Origin of the sequence: Arenimonas oryziterrae DSM 21050 = YC6267 (genome assembly GCF_000420545.1) — a bacterium.
In the GTDB taxonomy this organism is placed as follows: domain Bacteria; phylum Pseudomonadota; class Gammaproteobacteria; order Xanthomonadales; family Xanthomonadaceae; genus Arenimonas; species Arenimonas oryziterrae.
Map to the genome: position 1 here is coordinate 102878 of NZ_ATVD01000001.1, position 19487 is coordinate 122364.

A 19487-nucleotide genomic window follows, 5' to 3' on the forward strand; every position below is an offset into this window, starting at 1 on the left:
GCTCAGGCCTCGAGCACGATGCGGATGCGCGCCGCTTCGCTGCGGCGCAAGGCGAAGCGCGTATAGCCGATCTGCACGAGCAGCGGCTCGGCACCGACCGGGCCCTGCGCGACGATGCGCACCGGCTCGCCCTTCACAAAGCCCAAGTCGCGCAGACGCTTGGCGATCCCGTCGACGGCCGCGACGTTTTCGACCCCTTCGACGACGGCAGCAGCCCCCTTGGCAAGCTCGGAAAGGCGCACGGGCGAACATCCACGAATAAGAATTGTTCTCATTATACGCAAGACCCGGGTCTTGGCGACCGTCCGGCCCCGTCCGGGCCGACGGGGAGGAATCGCCAATCCGGCTATCATTCGAACTTTCCAGCGCGTGGGGCCTGCATGTCCGACACCGTCCAGATCTCGCGCCAGGGCGGCGTCGCCCGGGTCACGATGCACCGCCCGGAAGTCCACAACGCCTTCGACGAGGCGCTGATCGCCGATCTCACCCAGGCCCTGCTCACTCTGGACGCCGATCCGGGCGTGCGCGCCGTCGTGCTGACGGGTGCCGGTTCGACCTTCTCCGCCGGTGCCGACCTGAACTGGATGCGCGGCATGGCCCGCGCCAGCGAGGCCGACAACCTCGCCGATTCCCTGCGCCTGGCCAAGCTCATGCGCACGCTGAATTTCCTCAGCAAACCCACCCTCGCCCGCGTGAACGGCTCGGCCTACGGCGGCGGCGTCGGGTTGGTGGCTTGCTGCGACATTGCCATCGGCGTCGACGGCGCGAAGTTTTCGCTCAGCGAGGTCAAGTTGGGGCTGGTGCCGGCGGTGATTTCGCCGTACGTGATCGCCGCGGTTGGGCAACGCCAGGCGCGCCGCCTGTTCGTGACGGCGGAAGTATTCGACGCCGGCGAAGCCGAACGCATCGGCCTGCTGCACCAGCGCGTTGAAACCGGCGCCTTTGACGACGCCGTCGATCGCGCCCTGCATTGGCTGGGCAAAGGCGGTCCGGTCGCCCAACACGAAGCCAAACAGCTGGCGCTGCGCATGTCCGGCATGGACGCCGCGAATGCCGAACGCATCGATGCGGAAAACGCCGCCCTGATCGCACGCCTGCGCGTGTCGTCGGAAGGCCAGGCCGGCCTCGGCGCCTTCCTCGCCAAACAATCCCCGCCCTGGACCGACTGAGGAGTTCCGCATGATCGATCACATCGGTTTCCCCGTGTCCGACTACGCGCGCAGCAAGGCGTTCTACAACCATGTACTTGCCCCGCTCGGTTACGGGCTGGTGCTCGAAGTGACGCCGGAAATGACCGGCAGTCAGGACTCGCACGCCGGCTTCGGCCTGCGCAGTCGCCCGCAGTTCTGGATCAGCTCCGGCGACGCCCTGCGTGGCCGCATGCACATCTGTTTCCAGGCGAACACGCGCGCACAGGTCAACGCCTTCCATGTCGCCGCGCTCGCCGCCGGCGGCAGCGACAACGGCGCGCCGGGCCTGCGCCCGCATTATCACGAGAACTACTACGGCGCCTTCATCATCGACCCCGACGGCCACAACATCGAAGCCGTCTGCCACACCCCGGCCTGACTCCACGGACCCTCACGTCATGAGCAAACCGATACTCAACCTCGACGAGGTCGAACTCGCACCCATGGGCTTCCCGGTTCCGGACGCGCAGGCCGCGCGTTTCGGCGCGAGCTTCGGCCAGATCGGCACGGTGGTCGGCGCACAGAAGCTCGGCTACAACCTCACCGTCGTCCCGGCCGGCAAGCGCGCGTTTCCGTTGCACAACCACCGGGTGAACGAGGAGATGTTTTTCATCCTCGAAGGCCGCGGCGAAGTCCGCATCGGCACCCAGACGCACCCGATCCGCCGCGGCGACGTCATCGCCTGCCCACCCGGCGGCGTCGATACCGCGCATCAGATCATCAACACCGGCGACAGCGACCTGCGCTACCTCGCCGTCAGCACGAAAATGTCGCCGGAAATCTGCGACTACCCCGACTCGGGCAAGTTCGGGGTCATGGCGATCGCGCCCGGCGCCGACGGCAAGCCGGACATCTTCCGCTACGTTTCCCGCCCGGGTACGAGCCTCGACTACTGGGACGGCGAATAAACGCATGTTCGACAAGATCCTGATCGCCAACCGCGGCGAAATCGCCTGCCGGATCATCCGCACCTGCCGACGCCTCGGCATCCGCACCATCGCCGTGTATTCGGACGCCGACGCCCGCGCGCAGCATGTACGCCAGGCCGACGAGGCGTTTCCGATTGGCGGCCCACGTCCGCAGGACAGCTATCTGCGCGGCGATGCGATTCTCGCTGTCGCCAAGGCGACCGGTGCGCAGGCGATCCATCCCGGGTACGGGTTTCTGTCGGAAAGTGCGGAGTTCGCCGAAGCCGTCGAAGCGGCGGGCCTGGTGTTCATCGGCCCGAAGGCCGCCTCGATGCGCAAGATGGGCAGCAAGGCCGGCGCCAAGGATCTGATGGCCTCGCATGGCGTTCCGGTCGTGCCCGGCTATACCGGCGAAGACCAGGACGTCGCACTATTGCAGCGCGAAGCCGACCGCATCGGCTATCCGCTGATGATCAAGGCCGCGCACGGCGGCGGCGGCAAGGGCATGCGCATCGTGCGCGCCAGCGGCGAGTTCGCTGCGTCGCTGGAATCGTGCCAGCGCGAGGCGAAAAACGCCTTCGGCAAGGACCGGGTACTGCTCGAGCGCTATATCGAACAACCGCGCCATATCGAATTCCAGGTTTTCGCTGATTCCCGCGGGCAGACGATCCACCTCGGCGAACGCGAATGCTCGGCGCAGCGCCGCTACCAGAAGATCATCGAAGAATCGCCCTCGCCCTTCCTCACGCCCGAGCGTCGCATGGCGATGGGCGCGGCGGCCGTGCAGGCGGCGCAGGCGATCGACTATGTCAACGCCGGCACGGTCGAATTCATCGTCGGCGCCGACGGCGATTTCTATTTCATGGAGATCAACACGCGCCTTCAGGTCGAGCACCCGGTGACCGAACTGGTGACAGGACTGGATCTCGTCGAATGGCAGTTGCGCGTGGCCGCCGGCGAAGCGCTGCCACTGGCGCAGGACGCGATCGTGCATCGCGGCCATGCGATGGAAGTACGCCTGTACGCCGAAGATCCGGAAAAAGGCTTCCTGCCCGGCTCCGGCAAACTCGACTCGCTGCGTCTGCCCACGGCCGACGCGCACGTGCGTCTGGACGGCGGCGTGATCAAGGGCGATGTCGTCAGCATCTTCTACGACCCGATGATCGCCAAGCTCATCGTCTGGGACGAAGACCGCCCGCGTGCCCTCGCCCGCCTGCGCGAGGCCCTCGCCGACAGCGAGATCGTCGGTCCGAAATCGAACATCGAGTTCCTCGAACTGCTGATCCGGCACCCGGTCGTCGTCGAAGGCCGCATCGATACCGGCTATCTGGACAAACATCTCGACGAAGTACTGCCCGTTGCCGTAGCGCCAGATGCGGAAACCCTCGCTGCCGCGACCACCGCCTGCCTGCTGTTCGACGAGGCCGCGACGCGCACGCACGCACGCGCGTCCGGCGATCCGACCTCGCCCTGGGCGATCGCCGACGGCTGGCGTCTGGGCCATGCCGGGCAGCGTCTGCTGTGCTTCGGCCACCGCGACCAGCGCATCGAAGTGATCGCGCACGGCAGCGGCGGCAACTACCACATCGACGCCGGCGGCATGGGTCTCGCGGTCGAACGTGCGCTGATCGGTGCGGGCAAGCTCTCGCTCGAACTCGGCGGCGCGACGCGCCGTTACCGCGCGCACGCCGACGCCGAGCGCGTGTTCCTGCATGACGGCACGCGCCGCACGACGTTGCTGCGCCTGCCCGCGTTCCAGGCCGACACCGCCCAGGCGGCCGGCAGCGGCCACCGCGTCGTCGCCCCGATGCCTGGCCGCATCGTGCTCATCAAGGTGAACGCCGGCGACAGCGTCAGCGAAGGCCAGGAACTGGGCGTCATGGAAGCGATGAAGATGGAGCTGTCGTTGAAAGCCCCGCGCGCCGGCCTCATTGATGCCATCCAGGTCGCTGCTGGCGATTTCGTCGAGGCGGATGCGGTGCTGGTCAAACTCAAGGAGTGATGCCATGAATGCCGGAACACGGATCGCCGCTGTCCTGATCGCGCTCGCGTCCCTGGGGCTCGGTGCCTGTTCGACGACGCTCGTCGAAACACTCCCGGCCGGCAAGCGCACGACCTGCGATGCGTCGTGGCCTGGACGCTGGGAAGCCAGTTCGCCCGCGCCGAAGAAGCCCGACGAGCATTACTTCCTGGAAATCAACGCCGATTGCTCGGAGTGGAATTTCATCGACACCGAAAAAGCGGACGTCGAGAAACATACGATCACACTGATCTCGTCGAAAGCCGGCGACTTCATCTCGATCTCCAGCCCCGACGACAAGCCCGAGTGCTTGGGTACTGACAGCGCCAAGCGCTGCGGCGTCGAACTGATGCGCTACGAGCGCACGGGCGACGAAATCCGCATCTACCAGCCCGATCACGTCAAGGTGAATGCGGCGATCGCCGCAAAAACCGTGCAGGGCCTGACCGAACAGACCGGCATCACCAAGCCTGCAGAAGAACTAGTGGCCAGCGACAAGCCCAAGCAAGAGGCCAGCGAAGCACCGGATGCGACGCCGCCCGCGACGGACGCCGCCGCCACCGGCCCCGCCGAAGCGCCCGCCACGCCGACCTATCGCAATCTGTTGCTCGGCAATGGCGCAAAAATCGCCGAAGTACTCAGAAAGCACCCCGAGTTCTTCGAGTCGACGCCCTGGCTGATCCTTCGCCGCGACACGAAACCCGCCGAAAGCAATAAACCATGATCGACTCCCTTCGCATCGTCGAAGTCGGTCCGCGCGACGGACTGCAGAACGAAAAAACGCTGATCGCGGCGGCCGACAAGATCGCGCTGATCGACCGGCTGTCCGAGACCGGGCTGCGCTCGATCGAGGCGACGAGCTTCGTCAGTCCGAAGTGGGTGCCGCAGCTCGCCGATGCCGCCGAAGTGTTCGCCGGCATCGCGCGCAAGCCCGGCATCCGCTATCCGGTACTGGTGCCCAACGAGCAAGGCTACGAACGTGCGCGCGCGGTAGGGGCCACGGAGGTTGCGATCTTCACCGCCGCGTCGGAGGCTTTCAACCGCAAGAACATCAATGCCTCGATCGACGAGAGCATCGAGCGTTTCCTGCCCGTCCTGGAGCGCGCGAAAATCGATGGCGTGAAGGTGCGCGGCTATGTCTCCACCGTGCTCGGCTGCCCTTACCAGGGCGAGGTCCCGATCACCGACGTGGTTCGCGTCGCGAAACGCCTGCACGACCTCGGCTGCTACGAAATTTCCCTTGGCGACACCATCGGCGTCGGCACGCCGGCAAAAGCCCGCGCGATGCTCCACGCCGTCGCCGCCGAGGTTCCGATGAGCGCGCTGGCGGTGCATTTCCACGACACCTACGGCCAGGCGCTCGCAAACATTCTTTCCTGCATCGAAGAAGGTGTGCGCGTCGTCGACTCGGCCGTGTCGGGCACCGGCGGCTGCCCCTATGCCAAGGGCGCCAGCGGCAATGTCGCCAGCGAGGACGTGGTCTACATGCTGGAGGGGCTGGGCCTGTCCACCGGCGTCGATCTCGACCGTCTGGTCGATACCGGCCGCTGGTTGTCCGGCCTGCTCGGGCACGCCACCGGCAGCAAGGTCACGCGCGCGCGCAGCGAGGCCTGACCGCCGCCACCGGGGCCTCACGTTGGTGCTAACCTGAGCCCAGGTCGATGGCGCCAGCACCATGAGCGGAAACGGCATCCGATTCCAGGACGAAGTCCCGAGCGACCCCGGGATGGCCTTGTCCCGCGCCGAAGCCGCTCTCGCCGATCTCCTCCTGCTCTCGACTTCCCCCGACCTCGCCAACGGCGCCGCCGAACGACTGGCCGCGGCCATCGCCGCGCTGCAGTCGGTCGTGCGCGATGCCCAGGCCGAACGTCTGCGTTACGAGGGTCTGTTCAACGCCCTGCCCGACCCGATCAGCATCCTCGACGACGAAGGCCGCATCCTCGATCTCAATGTCGCGGGCATGACCGCCTACGGCATGGCGCGCGACGCGCTCGTTGGCAAGCTCGTGCACGTGATCAATCCCGATCTGCCGCGCGATCACATGAAACCCGTGCTCGACGTACTCAATCAGGGCCAGAGCTACGTCATCGAAGTCACCAATATGCGCAGCGACGGCAGTCGCTTCCCGGTCGAGGTGCATTCGGCGGCCTTCATCGATCGCGGCGAGCGCCACATCGTCGCGGTGGCGCGCGATCTCAGTCGCCGCCACGAAGCCGAGCGTCGCTACCGCCAGCTGATGGAGAGCATCGACAAGGGCATCCTGATCCAGGACGCCAACGGCCGCATCCTGTCGGGCAATCCGGCGGCGATGCGCATGTTCGGCATCGACGACGGCGACAGCCTCGCCGATGCGCTGAGCCTGGACAAATGGCTGATCGTCGACGAACGCGGCCAGCCCGTGCCCTTCGAGGAACTGCCGCCGGTGCGTGCGCTGCGCAGCGGCCTGACCATCGAAAGCACCCTGCTCGGCCTCTACCACCATCGCGACAAGCAGCTCACCTGGCTGTCGGTGACCTCGGTGCCGCAGTACGCGGCCGACGGCAGTCGCCCGCACATGGTGATCTCGCTGTTCAGCGACGTGACCTCGCTCAAACGCGACAGCGCGCTGTTCGACCGCGCGCAATCGCTCGCCAGCATCGGCGGCTGGGAATGGGATGCCGCGCGTGGCGGCCTCTACCTCACCAACGAAGCCCTGCGCATCATGGGCCGCGAGGACGACCCGCCCAGCGATCTGCCCGAGGCGCTGCGCCTGGTTGCGCCGCACGATCGACCTGCCGTCGAACAGGCAGTTTCGCGTTTGCTGCGCGAGGGCGGCAGCTTCGATCTGGAGGTGTTCGGCCATCGCCCGGACGGTCAGGCCCTGTGGGCGCGCATGATCGGCGAGGCCGAGCGTCGCGGCCCGATGACCACGCGCATCACCGGGACGGTGCAGGACATCACGCAACGCAAGCTCGAGGAAGACCGACTGCGCGTGCTCTCGCGCACCGATCCACTGACCGGCCTGCTCAATCGCGACGGCATGATGTCCGAACTCGCCACGCGCCTGGCGCGCGAGGACGGCGACACCGCGCTGTTCTACATCGACCTCGACCGTTTCAAGATGGTCAACGACGTGCTCGGCCACGGCGCCGGCGATCAGACGCTGATCGCGGCCGCACGGCGGTTGCAGCGCGCGGTCGGCGACGGCGCGGCGCTCGCGCGCTTCGGTGGCGACGAATTCCTCGTCGTCGCCGACCCGACCTCGCTCGATGACACGCCCGAGCGCGTGGCCGCACGCATCAATGCCGCGTTCGCCGACAGCTTCCGCGTCGGCGAAGAGGATTTCTCGATTACCGCCAGTGTCGGCCTGGCCTGTGCGTCCGACGCCGGCCGGCATCCTGAAGAACTGCTCAGCAATGCCGACGCCGCGATGTACGACGCCAAACGCCGTGGTCGCAATACTTGGCAGCGCTTCAATCCCGGCCTGGCGCGCCGGCAACAGGATCGCGTGCAGATCGAATCGCAACTGCGTCGCGCGCTCGACGACGACGAATTCCATCTCGTCTACCAGCCGATGGTGTCCCTGCACGACGGCCGCGTGCGCGGCGCCGAAGCCCTGCTGCGCTGGCGCCATCGTACGCTCGGCGAAATCATGCCGGACAACTTCATCGGCCAGGCCGAGGCCACCGGCGACATCGTGCGCATTGGAGCGTGGGTGATCGGTCAGGCCTGTCACCAGATCTGCGCCTGGCGCAAGAGCGGCCTACCGATCGAACGCGTGTCGGTGAACGTGTCGCACCGGCAGTTCCTCGGCGAGGAGCTGCCGCAGATCGTGGCAGCGGCACTCGGCAAATGCGATCTGCCGGGATCGATCCTCGAGCTGGAAATCACCGAACGTGTGCTCATCGAGGAAGCGCCGGACATCCTCGCCACCTTCGCAGCGCTGCGCGCGCTTGGCGTGAGCCTCGTCATCGACGACTTCGGCGAGGGCTACAGCGCGCTCAACTATCTGCGCCGCTTGCCGATCCAGGGCATCAAGCTCAGCCGGCAATTCCTGCAGGGCGTGCCCGAGAACCGCTCCGATGTCGCGATCTGCCAGGCGGTCGCGGGCATGGCCAAGGGCCTGGGGCTGTCGGTCGTCGCCGAGGGCGTCGAGACCATCGCGCAACGCGATTTCATGCTCGACCTGGGCATCGAACAGGGCCAGGGTTTTCTCTACAGTCGCGGCCTGCCGCCACTGGAAATGACCGAGTACCTGCGCAGACCGTCGCGCTGAGGGCTTCGCATCCGTCGGCATGGCTGGTTAGACTTGCGGCATGGACTTCCGCATCCGCCCCATCCGTCCCGAAGACGACGCCACCATGGCCGCGGTCATCCGCACCGTCATGCCCGAGTTCGGCGCGACCGGCGACGGCTTCGCGATCAACGACCCGGAAGTGGACTGGCTGTCCAAAGCTTATGCCGAACCGCGCTGTGCGTATTTCGTCGTCGAACGCGACGGTGTCGTCATGGGCGGTGGCGGCATCGCACCCCTGGTCGGCGGCGAGGACGATGTCTGCGAACTGCGCAAGATGTATTTCCTGCCAGCACTGCGCGGCGTCGGCGCTGGCGCGGCGATGATGGCGCAGTGCCTGGATGCCGCCCGCGCGATCGGCTTCCGCCGCTGCTATCTGGAAACCCTGCGCGGCATGGACGCGGCCATGCGTCTGTACGAACGCACCGGCTTCCAGCGCTTGCCCGGCCCGATGGGCGCCACCGGCCATGGCGGCTGCAACGCCTTTTACCTGCTGCCCCTGTCGCCGGCCTAGGCGCGACATCGCGGCTGAGGCCGCTCCTGCGGTAAAATCACGGCTTTCCTGATTCCGGGATATCCCATGCAGCTTTCCCATACCCGCGCCGTCATCACCGGCGGCGTCTCCGGCCTCGGCTTTGCCGTCGCCCAGCACCTGGTCAAGCACGGCGGCAAGGTCGCCCTGTTCGACATCAACGATCTCAAGGGCGACAGCGCGGTTGCCGAACTCGGCGCGGGCCAGGCCCGCTACTTCCGCACCGACGTCACCGACGAAGCGAATGTGCAGGCCAATCTCGCCGCGGCGAAGGAATTCCTCGGCGGCCTCAATGCCGCGATCAGCTGCGCCGGCATCCTCGGTGCCGGTCGCGTGCTCGGTAAAGAAGGCGCGATGCCGCTCAAGCAGTTCGCCGGCACCGTGATGGTCAACCTCGTCGGCAGTTTCAACGTCGCCAAGGGCGCAGCCGAACTGATGCAGCACAACGAAGCCGGTGAAGACGGCGAGCGCGGCGTCATCGTCAACACCGCGTCGGTCGCGGCTTACGAGGGCCAGATCGGCCAGGCCGCGTATTCGGCCTCGAAAGGCGGCGTGGTCGCGATGACCTTGCCGATGGCGCGCGAGCTGTCGCGTTTCGGCATCCGCGTGATGACGATCGCGCCCGGCATCTTCTGGACGCCGATGGTCGATACGATGCCGCCGGCGGTGCAGGAATCGCTCGGCGCTTCGATCCCCTTCCCGTCGCGCCTGGGCCGGCCGGAGGAATTCGCCGACACCGTCGCCTTCATCCTCGGCAACCGCTACCTCAATGGCGAAACCATTCGCCTCGATGGTGCCGTGCGCCTGGCTCCCAAATAATCAGAGACTGCAGGAACCCCAATGAAAGCCTCCGAAGTCAAGAAAGGCAACGTCGTCGAGCACAACAACACCGTCTACCAGGTGCGCGACATCGAACGCAGCGCGGCCCAGGGTCGCAGCGGCAACATCACCTTCCGTTTCATCATGTACAGCGTGCCGGGCGGCAACAAGTTCGACCTGAGCCTGCGCAGCGAAGATGAAATCCGCGAAGTCGAACTGGTCCGTCGCGAGGCGACGTTCTCGTACAAGGACGGAGAGGCGTTCGTTTTCCTCGACACGGAAGATTTCACGCCGTATCAGCTCGACGCGGACGTCGTCGGCGACAATGCCGGCTACATCACCGAAGGCCTGGAGAACTGCCAGATCCAGCTCATCGACGACGCGCCGGTCGCCGTGCAGCTGCCGCCGAACGTGATCCTGGAAGTCGTGGAAACCCCGCCGGAACTCAAGGGTGGCACGGCCACCAAACGTCCGAAGCCCGCGCGCCTGAATACCGGTCTGGAAATCCAGGTGCCGGAATACATCACCAACGGCGAAAAGATCTACGTCAGCACGATGACCGGCGAGTTCAACGGTCGCGTCTGAGCAACCAACGCTGCGCCATGCGGCGCAGCGATTCGTCCGTCCGCGGATCGCCGGCGATGTCGGCGATCGGTCGCCACGCCAGCGCCTGCGATTCCTCGTTGAGCACGAAGGCTTCGTTGTCCGTCGCCCGCACGACGAAACGCACGTCGTAATGCCAATGCTCGGCTTCGGCACCACGCGCCGGAATCGCATGCCGGTCCAGATCGAAAACGGTTGGCTCCACGCGCAGCCGGGTCAGGCCCGATTCTTCCTCCGCCTCGCGCAAGGCCACACGCGCCAGGTCGCTGTCGCCATCGGCATGGCCGCCCGGTTGCAGCCAACGGTCGAGCTTGCGGTGGTGCATCAGTAGCGCACGCTCGCCGTCGGCCGAGACCAACCAGGCGGAACCGGTGAAGTGACCGCTTGCCTGCGAGCGCTCGCAGGCATCCGGATGCGCCCGGGCGAAGCTCAGAAAATCACCGACGACGGCGGCGTCGAAACCGGCGCGGCCGAGCAAAGGTTCCAAAAGATCAATCACTTGCCGCTGAGCGTCGTTCAGCATATCGGTCCGGGAGGGGTGCCCTTGCTGGTCTGCGGGCGGGTCGCGTATGGTACCGGGGCCTTATACAGCCGCGACATGACAGCGGCCCATCGAAACATCCCCGGGGAGAACACAATGCTATTTCAGCGCGTAAAGCCGCTGGACCAGATTCTTGCGACGGCAGAAAAGAAAGGACTCAAGCGCCAGCTGGGTGCCTTCTCGCTCACGATGCTCGGCATCGGCGCAATCATCGGTACCGGTATCTTCGTCCTGACCTCGGTCGCCGCCAACAAGGCCGGCCCGGGCATGATGTACAGCTTCGTCATCGCGGGCATCGTCTGCGCCCTGACCGCCTTGGTCTACGCCGAAATCGCCTCGATGGTGCCGGTCTCCGGCTCCGCCTACACCTATTCGTACGCCGTGCTCGGCGAGATCCTCGCCTGGATGGTCGGTTGGGCCCTGATTCTCGAATATGCCGTGGCCGCAGGCGCCGTCGCCGTCGGTTGGGCGGGATACGCGAACGGATTCTTGGCCGCAAACGGCTGGGGACTGCCGCACTTCCTCACGGCCGGTCCTTTCGATCCCGTGATCCTGCCGGACGGCACCGCCGCAAAGGGCAGCTTCAACCTGATCGCGTTCCTGCTCTCCCTCGTCGTGACCTGGCTGCTGGTCATCGGCACCTCGAAGAGCGCAAAAGTGACCTCGGTGCTCGTGCTGGTGAAGATCGCCGCGCTGACGGTCTTCGTCATCCTGGCCCTGCCGGCAGTGCAGAGCGCCAATTTCCTGCCGATGCTGCCCAATGGCTGGGGCACCCCGCTTTCGGGCGTGGGCGTGCTTGGCGCCGCGGCGTCGATCTTCTTCGCGTACGTTGGCTTCGACGCGGTCTCGACCGCCGCCGAGGAAACCGAAAACCCGAATCGCAACATCCCGATCGGTCTGATCGGCTCGCTCGCGGTCTGCACGGTGTTCTATCTGCTGGTGGCCTACGCGGCCGTCGGTGCGATCGGCGCCCAACCGGGCGGTCCGCTGTCGCTGTCGAAAGAACCGCTGGCGTTCGTGCTGCGTGAACTCGGCCACGGCCAGATCGGCAATTGGGTCGCCGCCGCCGCCATCATCGCGCTGCCTTCGGTCGTGCTGATGATGATGTTCGGCCAGACGCGCATCCTCTTCACCATGGCCCGCGATGGCCTGATGCCGAAAATGTTCGCCGATGTGCACCCGACCTACTTCACCCCGCACAAGGTCACGATCATCACCGGCGTGCTGGTATCGCTGTTCGCCGCGATGTTCCCGGTCGGCGCGCTCGCTGACATCTCCAACTCGGGCACGCTGTTCGCGTTCTTCCTGGTCGCGCTGGGCGTGATGATGCTGCGCATCCAGCAGCCTAATCGCGCGCGTCCGTTCAAGACCCCGCTGATCTGGATCGTTGGACCGCTGGCCATGGCCGGTTGCGCCCTGCTGTTCGTCAGCCTCGGCCTCTACACGATCAAGCTGTTCCTGGTTTGGGCCGTCATCGGCATCGTCGTGTACTTCGCCTACAGCCGCAGCCGCAGCCACCTGGCAAACGGCACCTCGCACGACTGACGTTCCTGCAAGCAGCTACCAACCAACGGCGCGGATCATTCCGCGCCGTTGTCGTTTTCGGGGTCCGATTCGGCGTCGGCATCCGCCTCGGGAAGGCCGAGGGCGCCGCCGAGCAGACGCTGGCTGTCGCCTTCGCTGGCCGCTTCCACGCCGCGCAGCTTGCGTTCGATCGCGCGCGTCCGGATGTCGGCCTGGTCGATGACATTGGTCGCTTCGGTGAGCTTCTTGCGCGTCTTTTCCAGCACGCCGGCGAACTTGCCGAACTCCGTCTTCACGGCGCCCAGCACCTGCCAGACCTCGCTGGAGCGCTGCTCGATCGCGAGCGTGCGGAAGCCCATGCGCAGGGAATTGAGGATCGCCGACAGCGTGGTCGGACCGGCAACGACGACGCGATGGTCGCGCTGCAGGGCTTCGACGATACCGGGCCGGCGCAGCACTTCCGCGTACAGACCTTCGGTCGGCAGGAACAGGATCGCGAAGTCGGTCGTGTGCGGCGGCGACACGTATTTGCCCGCGATGGTTTTCGCCTCGTCGCGGATGCGGCGCTCAAGCGCCGCGCCAGCCAGCGTAGCCGCCTCGGCGTCGGCGCGTTCCTGCGCATCGAGCAGGCGCTCGTAATCTTCGCGCGGGAATTTCGCGTCGATCGGCAGCCACACCGGCGCGTCGGGCCGGTCGGCCGCGCCCGGCAGGCGGATCGCGTATTCCACGCGTTCGTTGGATCCGGGCACGGTCGCGACATTCGCCGCGTACTGGTCGGCGGTCATGACCTGTTCGAGGATGCCGCCGAGCGCGACTTCGCCGAAGATGCCGCGCGTCTTGACGTTGCCAAGCACGCGTTTGAGGTCGCCCACGCCGGTGGCCAGGCTCTGCATCTCGCCGAGACCGCGCTGCACCTGTTCCAGCCGTTCGGAGACCAGACGGAAGGATTCGCCCAGGCGCGTTTCCAGCGTCGACTGCAATTTTTCGTCGACCGTCTGCCGCATCTGTTCGAGCTTGGCGGCGTTGTCGGTCTGGATATCCTTGAGCCGGCCTTCCAAGGTTTGCCGGACGTCGCCCAGACGGCGCTCGGTCGTCTCGTTGAGCTTTTCCAGGCGCGCCTGCAGGGATTCGCCGAGGCGTTGCTGGCTGGCTGCCGATTCTTCGCGCGACCGGCGCGCGTCGTCGCCGAGATTCTGGCGCAGGGCGCCCAGTCCGACTTCCGTGCGCTCGGTGAATTGCCCCAGTCGCGTCTCGAAACCGCTAAGCGTGGTTTGCGCCTCGTTGCGGCCCGTGCGTTGCTCTTCGCGGACATTGCGCTCGACACGATCGATATCCGCACGCAGCAAGGCTAGCTGCGATTCCAGCTCGGCCGCCAGCCGGCGCGCAGGGTCGCGGCGCCAGAGCAGGATCTGGAAAACGACGGCGACGAGGGCCAGGCCGATCAGCAGGTAAAGCAGGAGTTCCATTCCGTTTCCCGGTCGAGGCCACGGCGGGGCGATCGCCGGCGGCCCAAAAAAAACGGCCCCGCCTGTCCGGCTGGGGCCGATTCTACGGGGCCGTGCGTCTCAGGGGTCGAGATGCCGCCCGGTCAGGCTTTCTTGGCCCAGGCGCTACACCAGCCCTTGGTGTTCACGCTGAAGCCGGCGAACAGGGTGCAGGCGCCGGTAGCCGCCGTGAAGAACTGGCAGTTGCCGCAGATGCTGCCCGGTTTGTGGGCGGCTTCGGTGGTCTTGCTGGCGTCCTCGACGTACTTGAGCGCGATGGCTTGGGGATTGCTGGCCGGCAGTTTCTTGAGTGCCTGGGCCTGCGCGGTCTCGCTGCCCAGAACGCCCAGCAGCGGCAGGGCACTGGTCGCGATCGCGGCCTGGATCAGGAAGCGGCGGCGGGGAGGCTGTGGGCTGTTCATGGCAGGTCTCGGCGGGGAACTGGGCGAACTATATGCCCGTTCCGTGAACGCCGCGTTGATGTGAATCAATCGCAGGCGGGCCCGCCGACCCCGCGCTAAACTGTGGCCATGACGACCCTGCCCTACGACCCGGCCCGCCTGAGCGTCTGCGCCGCCGACATCATCGCCAACACCCGCGAGCTGGCCGCGCTGGGCTGGACTCCCGCGACCAGCAGCAACTTCTCGATGCGCCTGGACGATCGCCATGCCGCGATCACCGTCTCCGGCCGCGACAAAGGCAAGCTCACCGACGCCGACATCATGGTCGTGGATTTCGACGGCCAGCCGGTGGCCACGCCGCATCGCCCGTCGGCGGAAACCCTGCTGCATACGCAGCTGTACCGTCGCTTCCCGGAAGTGGGCTGCGTGCTGCACACGCATTCGCTGAACCAGACGCTGGCGTCGCGCCTGTACGGCGGTGCCGGCCACATCCGTTTCGAGGACTACGAGCTAATCAAGGCGTTCCGCGGCCAGAACACGCACCAGACCTCGATGGACGTGCCGGTGTTGCCGAACAACCAGCACATCCCGACGCTCGCCGCGCAGGTCGACGTGCTGCTCGATGCCGGCTCGATCTGGGGATATCTGATCAACGGCCACGGCCTGTACGCCTGGGGCGCGGACATGGCCGAAGCCCGGCGCCACCTGGAGGCCTTCGAATTCCTGCTGGCCTGCGAACTGGAAATGAGGAAGCTGCACCGATGAGCCGTTTGCGCATCTTTTCCGAACAAGACCCGTCGAGCCCCCTGCTGATCGCCTCCACCCACGAATACATCGCCGAACAACTGGCGAAGATCGGCGTGCGCTTCGAACAATGGCGCGCCGACCATCCGGTCGAGCCGGGCGCCTCGCCGGATGCGGTGATGGCGGCGTATCGCGGCGACATCGACAAGATCGTCGCGGAAAAAGGCTTCCGCACGGTCGATGTGGTCAGCATCCATCCCGAGCATCCCGACCGCGAAGCGATGCGCAAGAAATTCCTCGACGAACATTTCCACAAGGAAGACGAGGTGCGTTTCTTCGTCGCCGGCTCGGGCCTGTTCACCTTGCATGTCGACGATCGCGTCTACGAGATCAAATGCGAATCGGGCGACCTCATCGGCGTACCCGACAGCACCAAACACTGGTTCGACATGGGGCCGGCGCCCTACTTCATCGCGATCCGCTTCTTCACCGAGCCGGACGGTTGGGTCGGCCATTTCACGGGCAGCGATTGGGCGCAACGCTTTCCGCGCTATGAAGCGGGACAGGCGGGCTGAGGCGCATGAAAAAAACCATTCTTACCGACATCGAAGGCACCACGAGCTCGATTTCCTTCGTCAAGGACGTGCTGTTTCCGTACGCGCGCCGCGAACTGCCCGGCTTCGTGCGCGAACACGCCGACGACCCGAAGGTGCGGCACTGGCTGGAACAGGTGCAGCTGGAACTGGGCGGCGAAGACTTCGGCGACGACCTCCTGGTCGCGACGCTCATCGACTGGATCGATGCCGACCGCAAGCACACTGCGCTCAAGGCCCTGCAGGGCATGCTGTGGAAGCGCGGCTATGCCGACGGCGACTATGCCGCGCATGTGTATGCCGATGCGGTGACCGCGCTGCAAGCCTGGTATGCCGCCGGCCATCCGCTGTACGTGTATTCGTCGGGCTCGGTGCCGGCGCAACGTTTGCTGTTCGGCCACACGACGGCCGGTGACTTGACGCCGCTGTTTTCTGGCTTCTTCGACACCGAAGTCGGCGGCAAGCGCGAAGTGCGCAGCTACCGCAACATCCTCGATGCCCTGGCCCTGCCCGCCGATCAGGTGATCTTTCTTTCCGACGTCGTCGAGGAACTCGATGCCGCGCGCGAAGCCGGTCTCGACACGGTGCTCATCGATCGCCGCGAGGACTATGCCGAACCCCGCCTCGGCGAAGCGACGCACGGGCATGCGCGCAGCGTGTCGTTCGACGGGATCGTCGTTTGAATGCGAGCGACAACGACCTGCGCGGGAGCGTTCGACTGCTCGGCCAGGGATTGTCGCTGGCGCTGTTCCGCCGGCCCGATACCCGCATCGCAGCGGTGGATTTCAGCGGATTTCTCGTGCTGATGCTCGTGTCCTTGCTGGCCTTCGAAGTGCAGGACTGGCGCCTGACCGAGGGCACGCATCATTTCATCGCCGACAATCTGGGCCTGCACGGCGGCTGGTTTCTGGCCGTGCTGATGGTTGCCTGGCTGTCGGCCAAGCTGCTCCTGCGACCGGCGATGTGGCTGAGCCTGGGTAGCGTGATGCTGGCCGCGAGCCTGCCGTGGAGCGTGCTGCAACAGGAACTGGCCTATCGGTTCGTCGACGCCGAACCCATCCGGCTCGGCGCCTGCCTGCTCCTCATCGGCGTGGCCCTGTGGGCGGTCTTGCTGCGCGTGTTCGGCACGATCGCCGGCGAAGCGTCCTTCGCACGACGCCTCGCCGTCACCTGTCTGGCCTGGGGGCTGCTGGCGGCGCCCTGGAACCAGCATCAGGTCGCCTGGTTGTGGTTTTCCGACGAGGACGTGGCGACGGAAGACGCGCCCCTGCCTGCCGACGCGTTGCCCGACTCCGCGCCCTCGCCCACCAAACCGCCGATCTCGCCAGCCGAACTCGCGCGCACCGGCCTCAGCGAGAACGACCGCCGCCTGCTGGCCGAACAACCGGCGCGCCTGAAAGCCGCGACCGGCACACTGCGCGCGCAGACGCCGGGCAAGGTCGATCTGTACGCCGTCGGCTTTGCCGGCGACGGCGAGGAGGCGGTGTTCCGCAACGAGGTCGAGTTTTTCGACAAGCTCGTCTCCGCGCGTTTCAATGCGCAGGGACGGATCCTGCCGCTGATCAACTCGCCGTTGACGACCGACCAAGTGCCGCTGGCGACGCTCTACAATCTGCGCACGGGTCTGGCCGACGTCGCCCGTCGCATGGATACGCGCGAGGACGTGCTGCTGCTTTTCCTCACCAGCCACGGCAGTCGCGAGCATGAACTATTCGTCCAACTGGGCGACCTGCCCCTGCAGCAGATCACCCCGCGCGATCTGCGCAGCGCGCTCGACGATGCCGGCATCCGCTGGCGCGTCGTGGTCGTGTCGGCGTGTTTCTCCGGCGGTTTCATCGATGCGCTGCGCGATGCGCATACGCTGGTGATCACGGCCTCGCGCCGCGACCGCAGTTCGTTCGGCTGCGGCAACAGCTCCGACATCACCTGGTTCGGCAAGGCCTTCCTCGCCGACGGCCTGAATCACAGCAGCGATTTCCGCGAGGCCTATGCCATCGCGAGTCGCCGCGTGCGCGAGTGGGAACTGGCCGAGGACTACACGCCGTCCTCGCCGCAGATCAGCGAGGGCGCCCTCATCGGCGCGCGTCTGGATGCCTGGCGGGCCACGCTGGCGCCGTCCGAACCCGTGCCTTTCGTGCCGGCTGTGCCGGCGTCGAAAATCGAAGACGACAGCAAGTCGAACGAAAAACGCTAGCGGTTACCCGCTCCGGCACCGGTCTCGTCCAAGCGGTAGCTTGAGCTCGCGCGCACTTCGCCGCGCCAGCGATCGAACGCGCGCACCTCGATGCGATGCTCGCCGGCGGCCAGCGTCGTCGGCAAGGCGCCGCGCCACAGATGCACCGAGGCTTCGGCTTCCGGGCTGCGGTCGAAACCGCGCAGGCCCGGCGCGAGATCGTCGGCGATGTTCTCGGCGAGCATCGCCGGATCGGCCTGCACGACGCGGACCATCGGCTTCCACTCGCCCTCGTCGATGCGGTATTCCACGCGCGACTGCGCATCGCCCATGTAGTAGTTCGCGAACACGCCGTAAGCCGGATACGCGCCGCGTCGCAGCACCTTCGGCGCGTGCAGGCCGATCTGGGCCGATTCCGGACCGCGTGCGGGGAACCAGCGCAGACGGTAGTCCTTCGCCGTGAGCGACAGCACCGCGTAGCCGTTGGGCGTGCCGTCGGCCATCGTCGCGGACGGGATGCCGTCGGCGTCCTTCACGCCCGACCAGTAGGCGCCGCAGGCGGCGCCGACATTGAACTCGTGCAGCGGCTGCGCACCCAGCCAGCCGTTCTCGGGACCGTGGAAATAATGTTTCTGCGCATGCGTATGCGCACTCAGCAACAGCACGCGTGGAAACTTGCGCAGCAGTCCGAACAAGCGTGTGCGGTCCGCGCGGCGGAACGTTTCCACGCCGGGGGCGGCATCGTCGAAGAACGGGATGTGCACCGAGATCACCAGCAGCCGGCCGGGATCGGCGCCCGCGAGATAGGCTTCCAGGAACGCGAACTGATCCTCGCGCAGCCCGCCGACGTACGCCGGCTTCTGTCCCGGACGGTAGATCACGTCGTCGAGCACGATGAAGTTCGCCTGCGGCTCTTCCCAGGCATAGGTGTCGGGACCGAAGGCCTGACGGAAACTCTGCAGCGAATCCTCGTCGCGAACAGCATCGAAATCGAGATCGTGATTGCCCGGCGTATGCAGCCACGGCAGTCCGAGCTTGGCATCGACCGCCTTGAGCGCGGGATACAGCGACAGGTCGTCGTTGACCAGATCACCCATCGTCAGGCCCAGGCGGGCCGGCGTATGTCCGACCAGCGGCGCGACGATGTCGCGTTCGTAGTAGCCGACGTCGATCGTGGATTTGGGCTGCGGATCGCCGAACAGCAGCACGTCCATCGCTTTCGCGGGCTTGCGCTCGCGCTGCAGACCGTAGTCGCGGCACATCGGAAAGGCCTGCGGCACGCCGCCGAAACGAAGCGTCGGTGGCGTCTGGTACTGGATCGTGCGCCAGGTGTCGGGCAGGCCGTCCGGACGCAGCGCGGCGCGATACCCCGCCGGCTTGATCACGAAACTGCTGCGCACCCCATCGACACCGAGATGGTAGGCGCCCTGCGCGTCGGTGCTGACGATGTGCTGGCCATCGGAAACCCGGATGCCGGCCAGACCATGCTCTCCCGCATCGCGTTGTCCATTGCCGTTGCGATCTTCGTAAACGGTGCCGCTGTTGCAGGGTGGCGCCAGGGCAAAGGCAGGCGTGGACAGACAGACAAGGCAAAGCGACAGGAATACGCGCATGGATCCTCCGGGCAGGCGGCGATTATCGCCGCCCCGGGCCGGAGTTCCTACCCAAGTCCACCCAAGGGC

General features: G+C 66.2%; 20 protein-coding genes. 15 read left to right on the forward strand and 5 right to left on the reverse strand.

Going from position 1 to position 19487, the window contains the following annotated elements:
* Positions 1–2: 2 nt before the first annotated feature.
* Positions 3–242 (reverse strand): FeoA family protein, encoded by a 240-nt coding sequence (locus G467_RS0100440; protein WP_022967762.1) that lies wholly within the window; start codon positions 240–242, stop codon positions 3–5.
* A 138-nt stretch (positions 243–380) separates the two neighbouring features.
* Between G467_RS0100440 and G467_RS0100445 the strand changes: the two genes are divergently transcribed.
* The 10 genes from G467_RS0100445 to efpL all read left to right on the forward strand — a co-directional run bounded on the left by G467_RS0100445 (position 381) and on the right by efpL (position 10327).
* Entirely contained in the window at positions 381–1169 is a 789-nt protein-coding gene (locus tag G467_RS0100445; RefSeq protein ID WP_022967763.1) for an enoyl-CoA hydratase-related protein, read from the forward strand.
* A gap of 10 nt (positions 1170–1179) precedes the next feature.
* The gene (locus G467_RS0100450; RefSeq protein WP_022967764.1) at positions 1180–1569 is read left to right on the forward strand and encodes a VOC family protein; all 390 of its coding nucleotides are present in this window, start codon (positions 1180–1182) and stop codon (positions 1567–1569) included.
* A gap of 19 nt (positions 1570–1588) precedes the next feature.
* Complete coding sequence (locus G467_RS0100455) at positions 1589–2098, forward strand: cupin domain-containing protein (protein ID WP_022967765.1); 510 nt, start codon at positions 1589–1591, stop codon at positions 2096–2098.
* 4 nt (positions 2099–2102) lie between these two features.
* Entirely contained in the window at positions 2103–4100 is a 1998-nt protein-coding gene (locus G467_RS0100460; RefSeq protein ID WP_022967766.1) for an ATP-binding protein, read from the forward strand.
* A gap of 4 nt (positions 4101–4104) precedes the next feature.
* Positions 4105–4842, forward strand: coding sequence for a hypothetical protein (locus G467_RS0100465; protein WP_022967767.1), 738 nt, complete (start codon positions 4105–4107; stop codon positions 4840–4842).
* Positions 4839–5732 carry a hydroxymethylglutaryl-CoA lyase gene (locus tag G467_RS0100470; RefSeq protein ID WP_022967768.1) on the forward strand — a complete coding sequence of 298 codons (894 nt, stop codon included), beginning with the start codon at positions 4839–4841 and terminating at the stop codon, positions 5730–5732. The genes G467_RS0100465 and G467_RS0100470 overlap by 4 nt, the downstream gene beginning before the upstream one ends.
* 112 nt (positions 5733–5844) lie before the next feature.
* Positions 5845–8373: a sensor domain-containing protein gene (locus G467_RS14890; RefSeq protein WP_022967769.1), complete on the forward strand. Its 2529-nt coding sequence runs from the start codon at positions 5845–5847 to the stop codon at positions 8371–8373.
* A 40-nt stretch (positions 8374–8413) separates the two neighbouring features.
* Positions 8414–8905 (forward strand): GNAT family N-acetyltransferase, encoded by a 492-nt coding sequence (locus G467_RS0100480; RefSeq protein ID WP_022967770.1) that lies wholly within the window; start codon positions 8414–8416, stop codon positions 8903–8905.
* Between the two features lie 66 nt (positions 8906–8971).
* The gene (locus tag G467_RS0100485; protein ID WP_022967771.1) at positions 8972–9742 is read left to right on the forward strand and encodes an SDR family NAD(P)-dependent oxidoreductase; all 771 of its coding nucleotides are present in this window, start codon (positions 8972–8974) and stop codon (positions 9740–9742) included.
* Positions 9743–9763: 21 nt separating this feature from the next.
* On the forward strand, positions 9764–10327 hold the full coding sequence (efpL, locus tag G467_RS0100490; RefSeq protein WP_022967772.1) for an elongation factor P-like protein EfpL: 564 nt from the start codon (positions 9764–9766) through the stop codon (positions 10325–10327).
* Here the strand turns inward: efpL and G467_RS14895 are convergent.
* Entirely contained in the window at positions 10311–10844 is a 534-nt protein-coding gene (locus G467_RS14895) for an NUDIX hydrolase (protein WP_425386814.1), read from the reverse strand. The genes efpL and G467_RS14895 overlap by 17 nt on opposite strands.
* Before the next feature lie 138 nt (positions 10845–10982).
* Between G467_RS14895 and G467_RS0100500 the strand changes: the two genes are divergently transcribed.
* Entirely contained in the window at positions 10983–12431 is a 1449-nt protein-coding gene (locus tag G467_RS0100500) for an amino acid permease (protein WP_022967774.1), read from the forward strand.
* 35 nt (positions 12432–12466) lie between these two features.
* On the opposite strand, the gene G467_RS0100505 is transcribed toward G467_RS0100500, so the two are convergent.
* Together G467_RS0100505 and G467_RS0100510 are read right to left on the reverse strand one after the other, a co-directional pair.
* The gene (locus tag G467_RS0100505; protein WP_022967775.1) at positions 12467–13876 is read right to left on the reverse strand and encodes a DNA recombination protein RmuC; all 1410 of its coding nucleotides are present in this window, start codon (positions 13874–13876) and stop codon (positions 12467–12469) included.
* A 122-nt stretch (positions 13877–13998) separates the two neighbouring features.
* Entirely contained in the window at positions 13999–14316 is a 318-nt protein-coding gene (locus G467_RS0100510; RefSeq protein WP_022967776.1) for a high-potential iron-sulfur protein, read from the reverse strand.
* A gap of 108 nt (positions 14317–14424) precedes the next feature.
* On the opposite strand from G467_RS0100510, the gene G467_RS0100515 reads away from it, so the two are divergent.
* From G467_RS0100515 to G467_RS17245, 4 genes are read left to right on the forward strand one after another with little or no spacing between them, the layout of a single operon-like run.
* Positions 14425–15060 (forward strand): methylthioribulose 1-phosphate dehydratase, encoded by a 636-nt coding sequence (locus tag G467_RS0100515; protein ID WP_022967777.1) that lies wholly within the window; start codon positions 14425–14427, stop codon positions 15058–15060.
* Positions 15057–15614: a 1,2-dihydroxy-3-keto-5-methylthiopentene dioxygenase gene (locus tag G467_RS0100520; RefSeq protein ID WP_022967778.1), complete on the forward strand. Its 558-nt coding sequence runs from the start codon at positions 15057–15059 to the stop codon at positions 15612–15614. The genes G467_RS0100515 and G467_RS0100520 overlap by 4 nt, the downstream gene beginning before the upstream one ends.
* Positions 15615–15619: 5 nt before the next feature.
* The gene (mtnC, locus tag G467_RS0100525; RefSeq protein WP_022967779.1) at positions 15620–16315 is read left to right on the forward strand and encodes an acireductone synthase; all 696 of its coding nucleotides are present in this window, start codon (positions 15620–15622) and stop codon (positions 16313–16315) included.
* Positions 16312–17826, forward strand: coding sequence for a C13 family peptidase (locus G467_RS17245; protein WP_022967780.1), 1515 nt, complete (start codon positions 16312–16314; stop codon positions 17824–17826). The genes mtnC and G467_RS17245 overlap by 4 nt, the downstream gene beginning before the upstream one ends.
* On the opposite strand, the gene G467_RS0100535 is transcribed toward G467_RS17245, so the two are convergent.
* Positions 17823–19418, reverse strand: a complete 1596-nt coding sequence (locus tag G467_RS0100535) for a calcineurin-like phosphoesterase C-terminal domain-containing protein (protein WP_022967781.1) — start codon at positions 19416–19418, stop codon at positions 17823–17825. The two genes, G467_RS17245 and G467_RS0100535, sit on opposite strands and share 4 nt — an antisense overlap.
* Positions 19419–19487: the final 69 nt, after the last annotated feature.

Bases quoted from the DNA above. Each gene is read 5' to 3' on its own strand.
- G467_RS0100450 (WP_022967764.1), top strand. From the start codon at position 1,180: ATGATCGATCACATCGGTTTCCCCGTGTCCGACTACGCGCGCAGCAAG.
- G467_RS0100510 (WP_022967776.1), bottom strand. From the start codon at position 14,316: ATGAACAGCCCACAGCCTCCCCGCCGCCGCTTCCTGATCCAGGCCGCG.
- G467_RS0100505 (WP_022967775.1), bottom strand. From the start codon at position 13,876: ATGGAACTCCTGCTTTACCTGCTGATCGGCCTGGCCCTCGTCGCCGTC.
- G467_RS0100535 (WP_022967781.1), bottom strand. From the start codon at position 19,418: ATGCGCGTATTCCTGTCGCTTTGCCTTGTCTGTCTGTCCACGCCTGCC.
- G467_RS0100455 (WP_022967765.1), top strand. From the start codon at position 1,589: ATGAGCAAACCGATACTCAACCTCGACGAGGTCGAACTCGCACCCATG.
- mtnC (WP_022967779.1), top strand. From the start codon at position 15,620: ATGAAAAAAACCATTCTTACCGACATCGAAGGCACCACGAGCTCGATT.
- efpL (WP_022967772.1), top strand. From the start codon at position 9,764: ATGAAAGCCTCCGAAGTCAAGAAAGGCAACGTCGTCGAGCACAACAAC.
- G467_RS0100520 (WP_022967778.1), top strand. From the start codon at position 15,057: ATGAGCCGTTTGCGCATCTTTTCCGAACAAGACCCGTCGAGCCCCCTG.
- G467_RS0100515 (WP_022967777.1), top strand. From the start codon at position 14,425: ATGACGACCCTGCCCTACGACCCGGCCCGCCTGAGCGTCTGCGCCGCC.
- G467_RS0100480 (WP_022967770.1), top strand. From the start codon at position 8,414: ATGGACTTCCGCATCCGCCCCATCCGTCCCGAAGACGACGCCACCATG.
- G467_RS0100485 (WP_022967771.1), top strand. From the start codon at position 8,972: ATGCAGCTTTCCCATACCCGCGCCGTCATCACCGGCGGCGTCTCCGGC.
- G467_RS0100460 (WP_022967766.1), top strand. From the start codon at position 2,103: ATGTTCGACAAGATCCTGATCGCCAACCGCGGCGAAATCGCCTGCCGG.
- G467_RS0100445 (WP_022967763.1), top strand. From the start codon at position 381: ATGTCCGACACCGTCCAGATCTCGCGCCAGGGCGGCGTCGCCCGGGTC.
- G467_RS14890 (WP_022967769.1), top strand. From the start codon at position 5,845: ATGGCCTTGTCCCGCGCCGAAGCCGCTCTCGCCGATCTCCTCCTGCTC.
- G467_RS0100465 (WP_022967767.1), top strand. From the start codon at position 4,105: ATGAATGCCGGAACACGGATCGCCGCTGTCCTGATCGCGCTCGCGTCC.
- G467_RS0100500 (WP_022967774.1), top strand. From the start codon at position 10,983: ATGCTATTTCAGCGCGTAAAGCCGCTGGACCAGATTCTTGCGACGGCA.
- G467_RS0100470 (WP_022967768.1), top strand. From the start codon at position 4,839: ATGATCGACTCCCTTCGCATCGTCGAAGTCGGTCCGCGCGACGGACTG.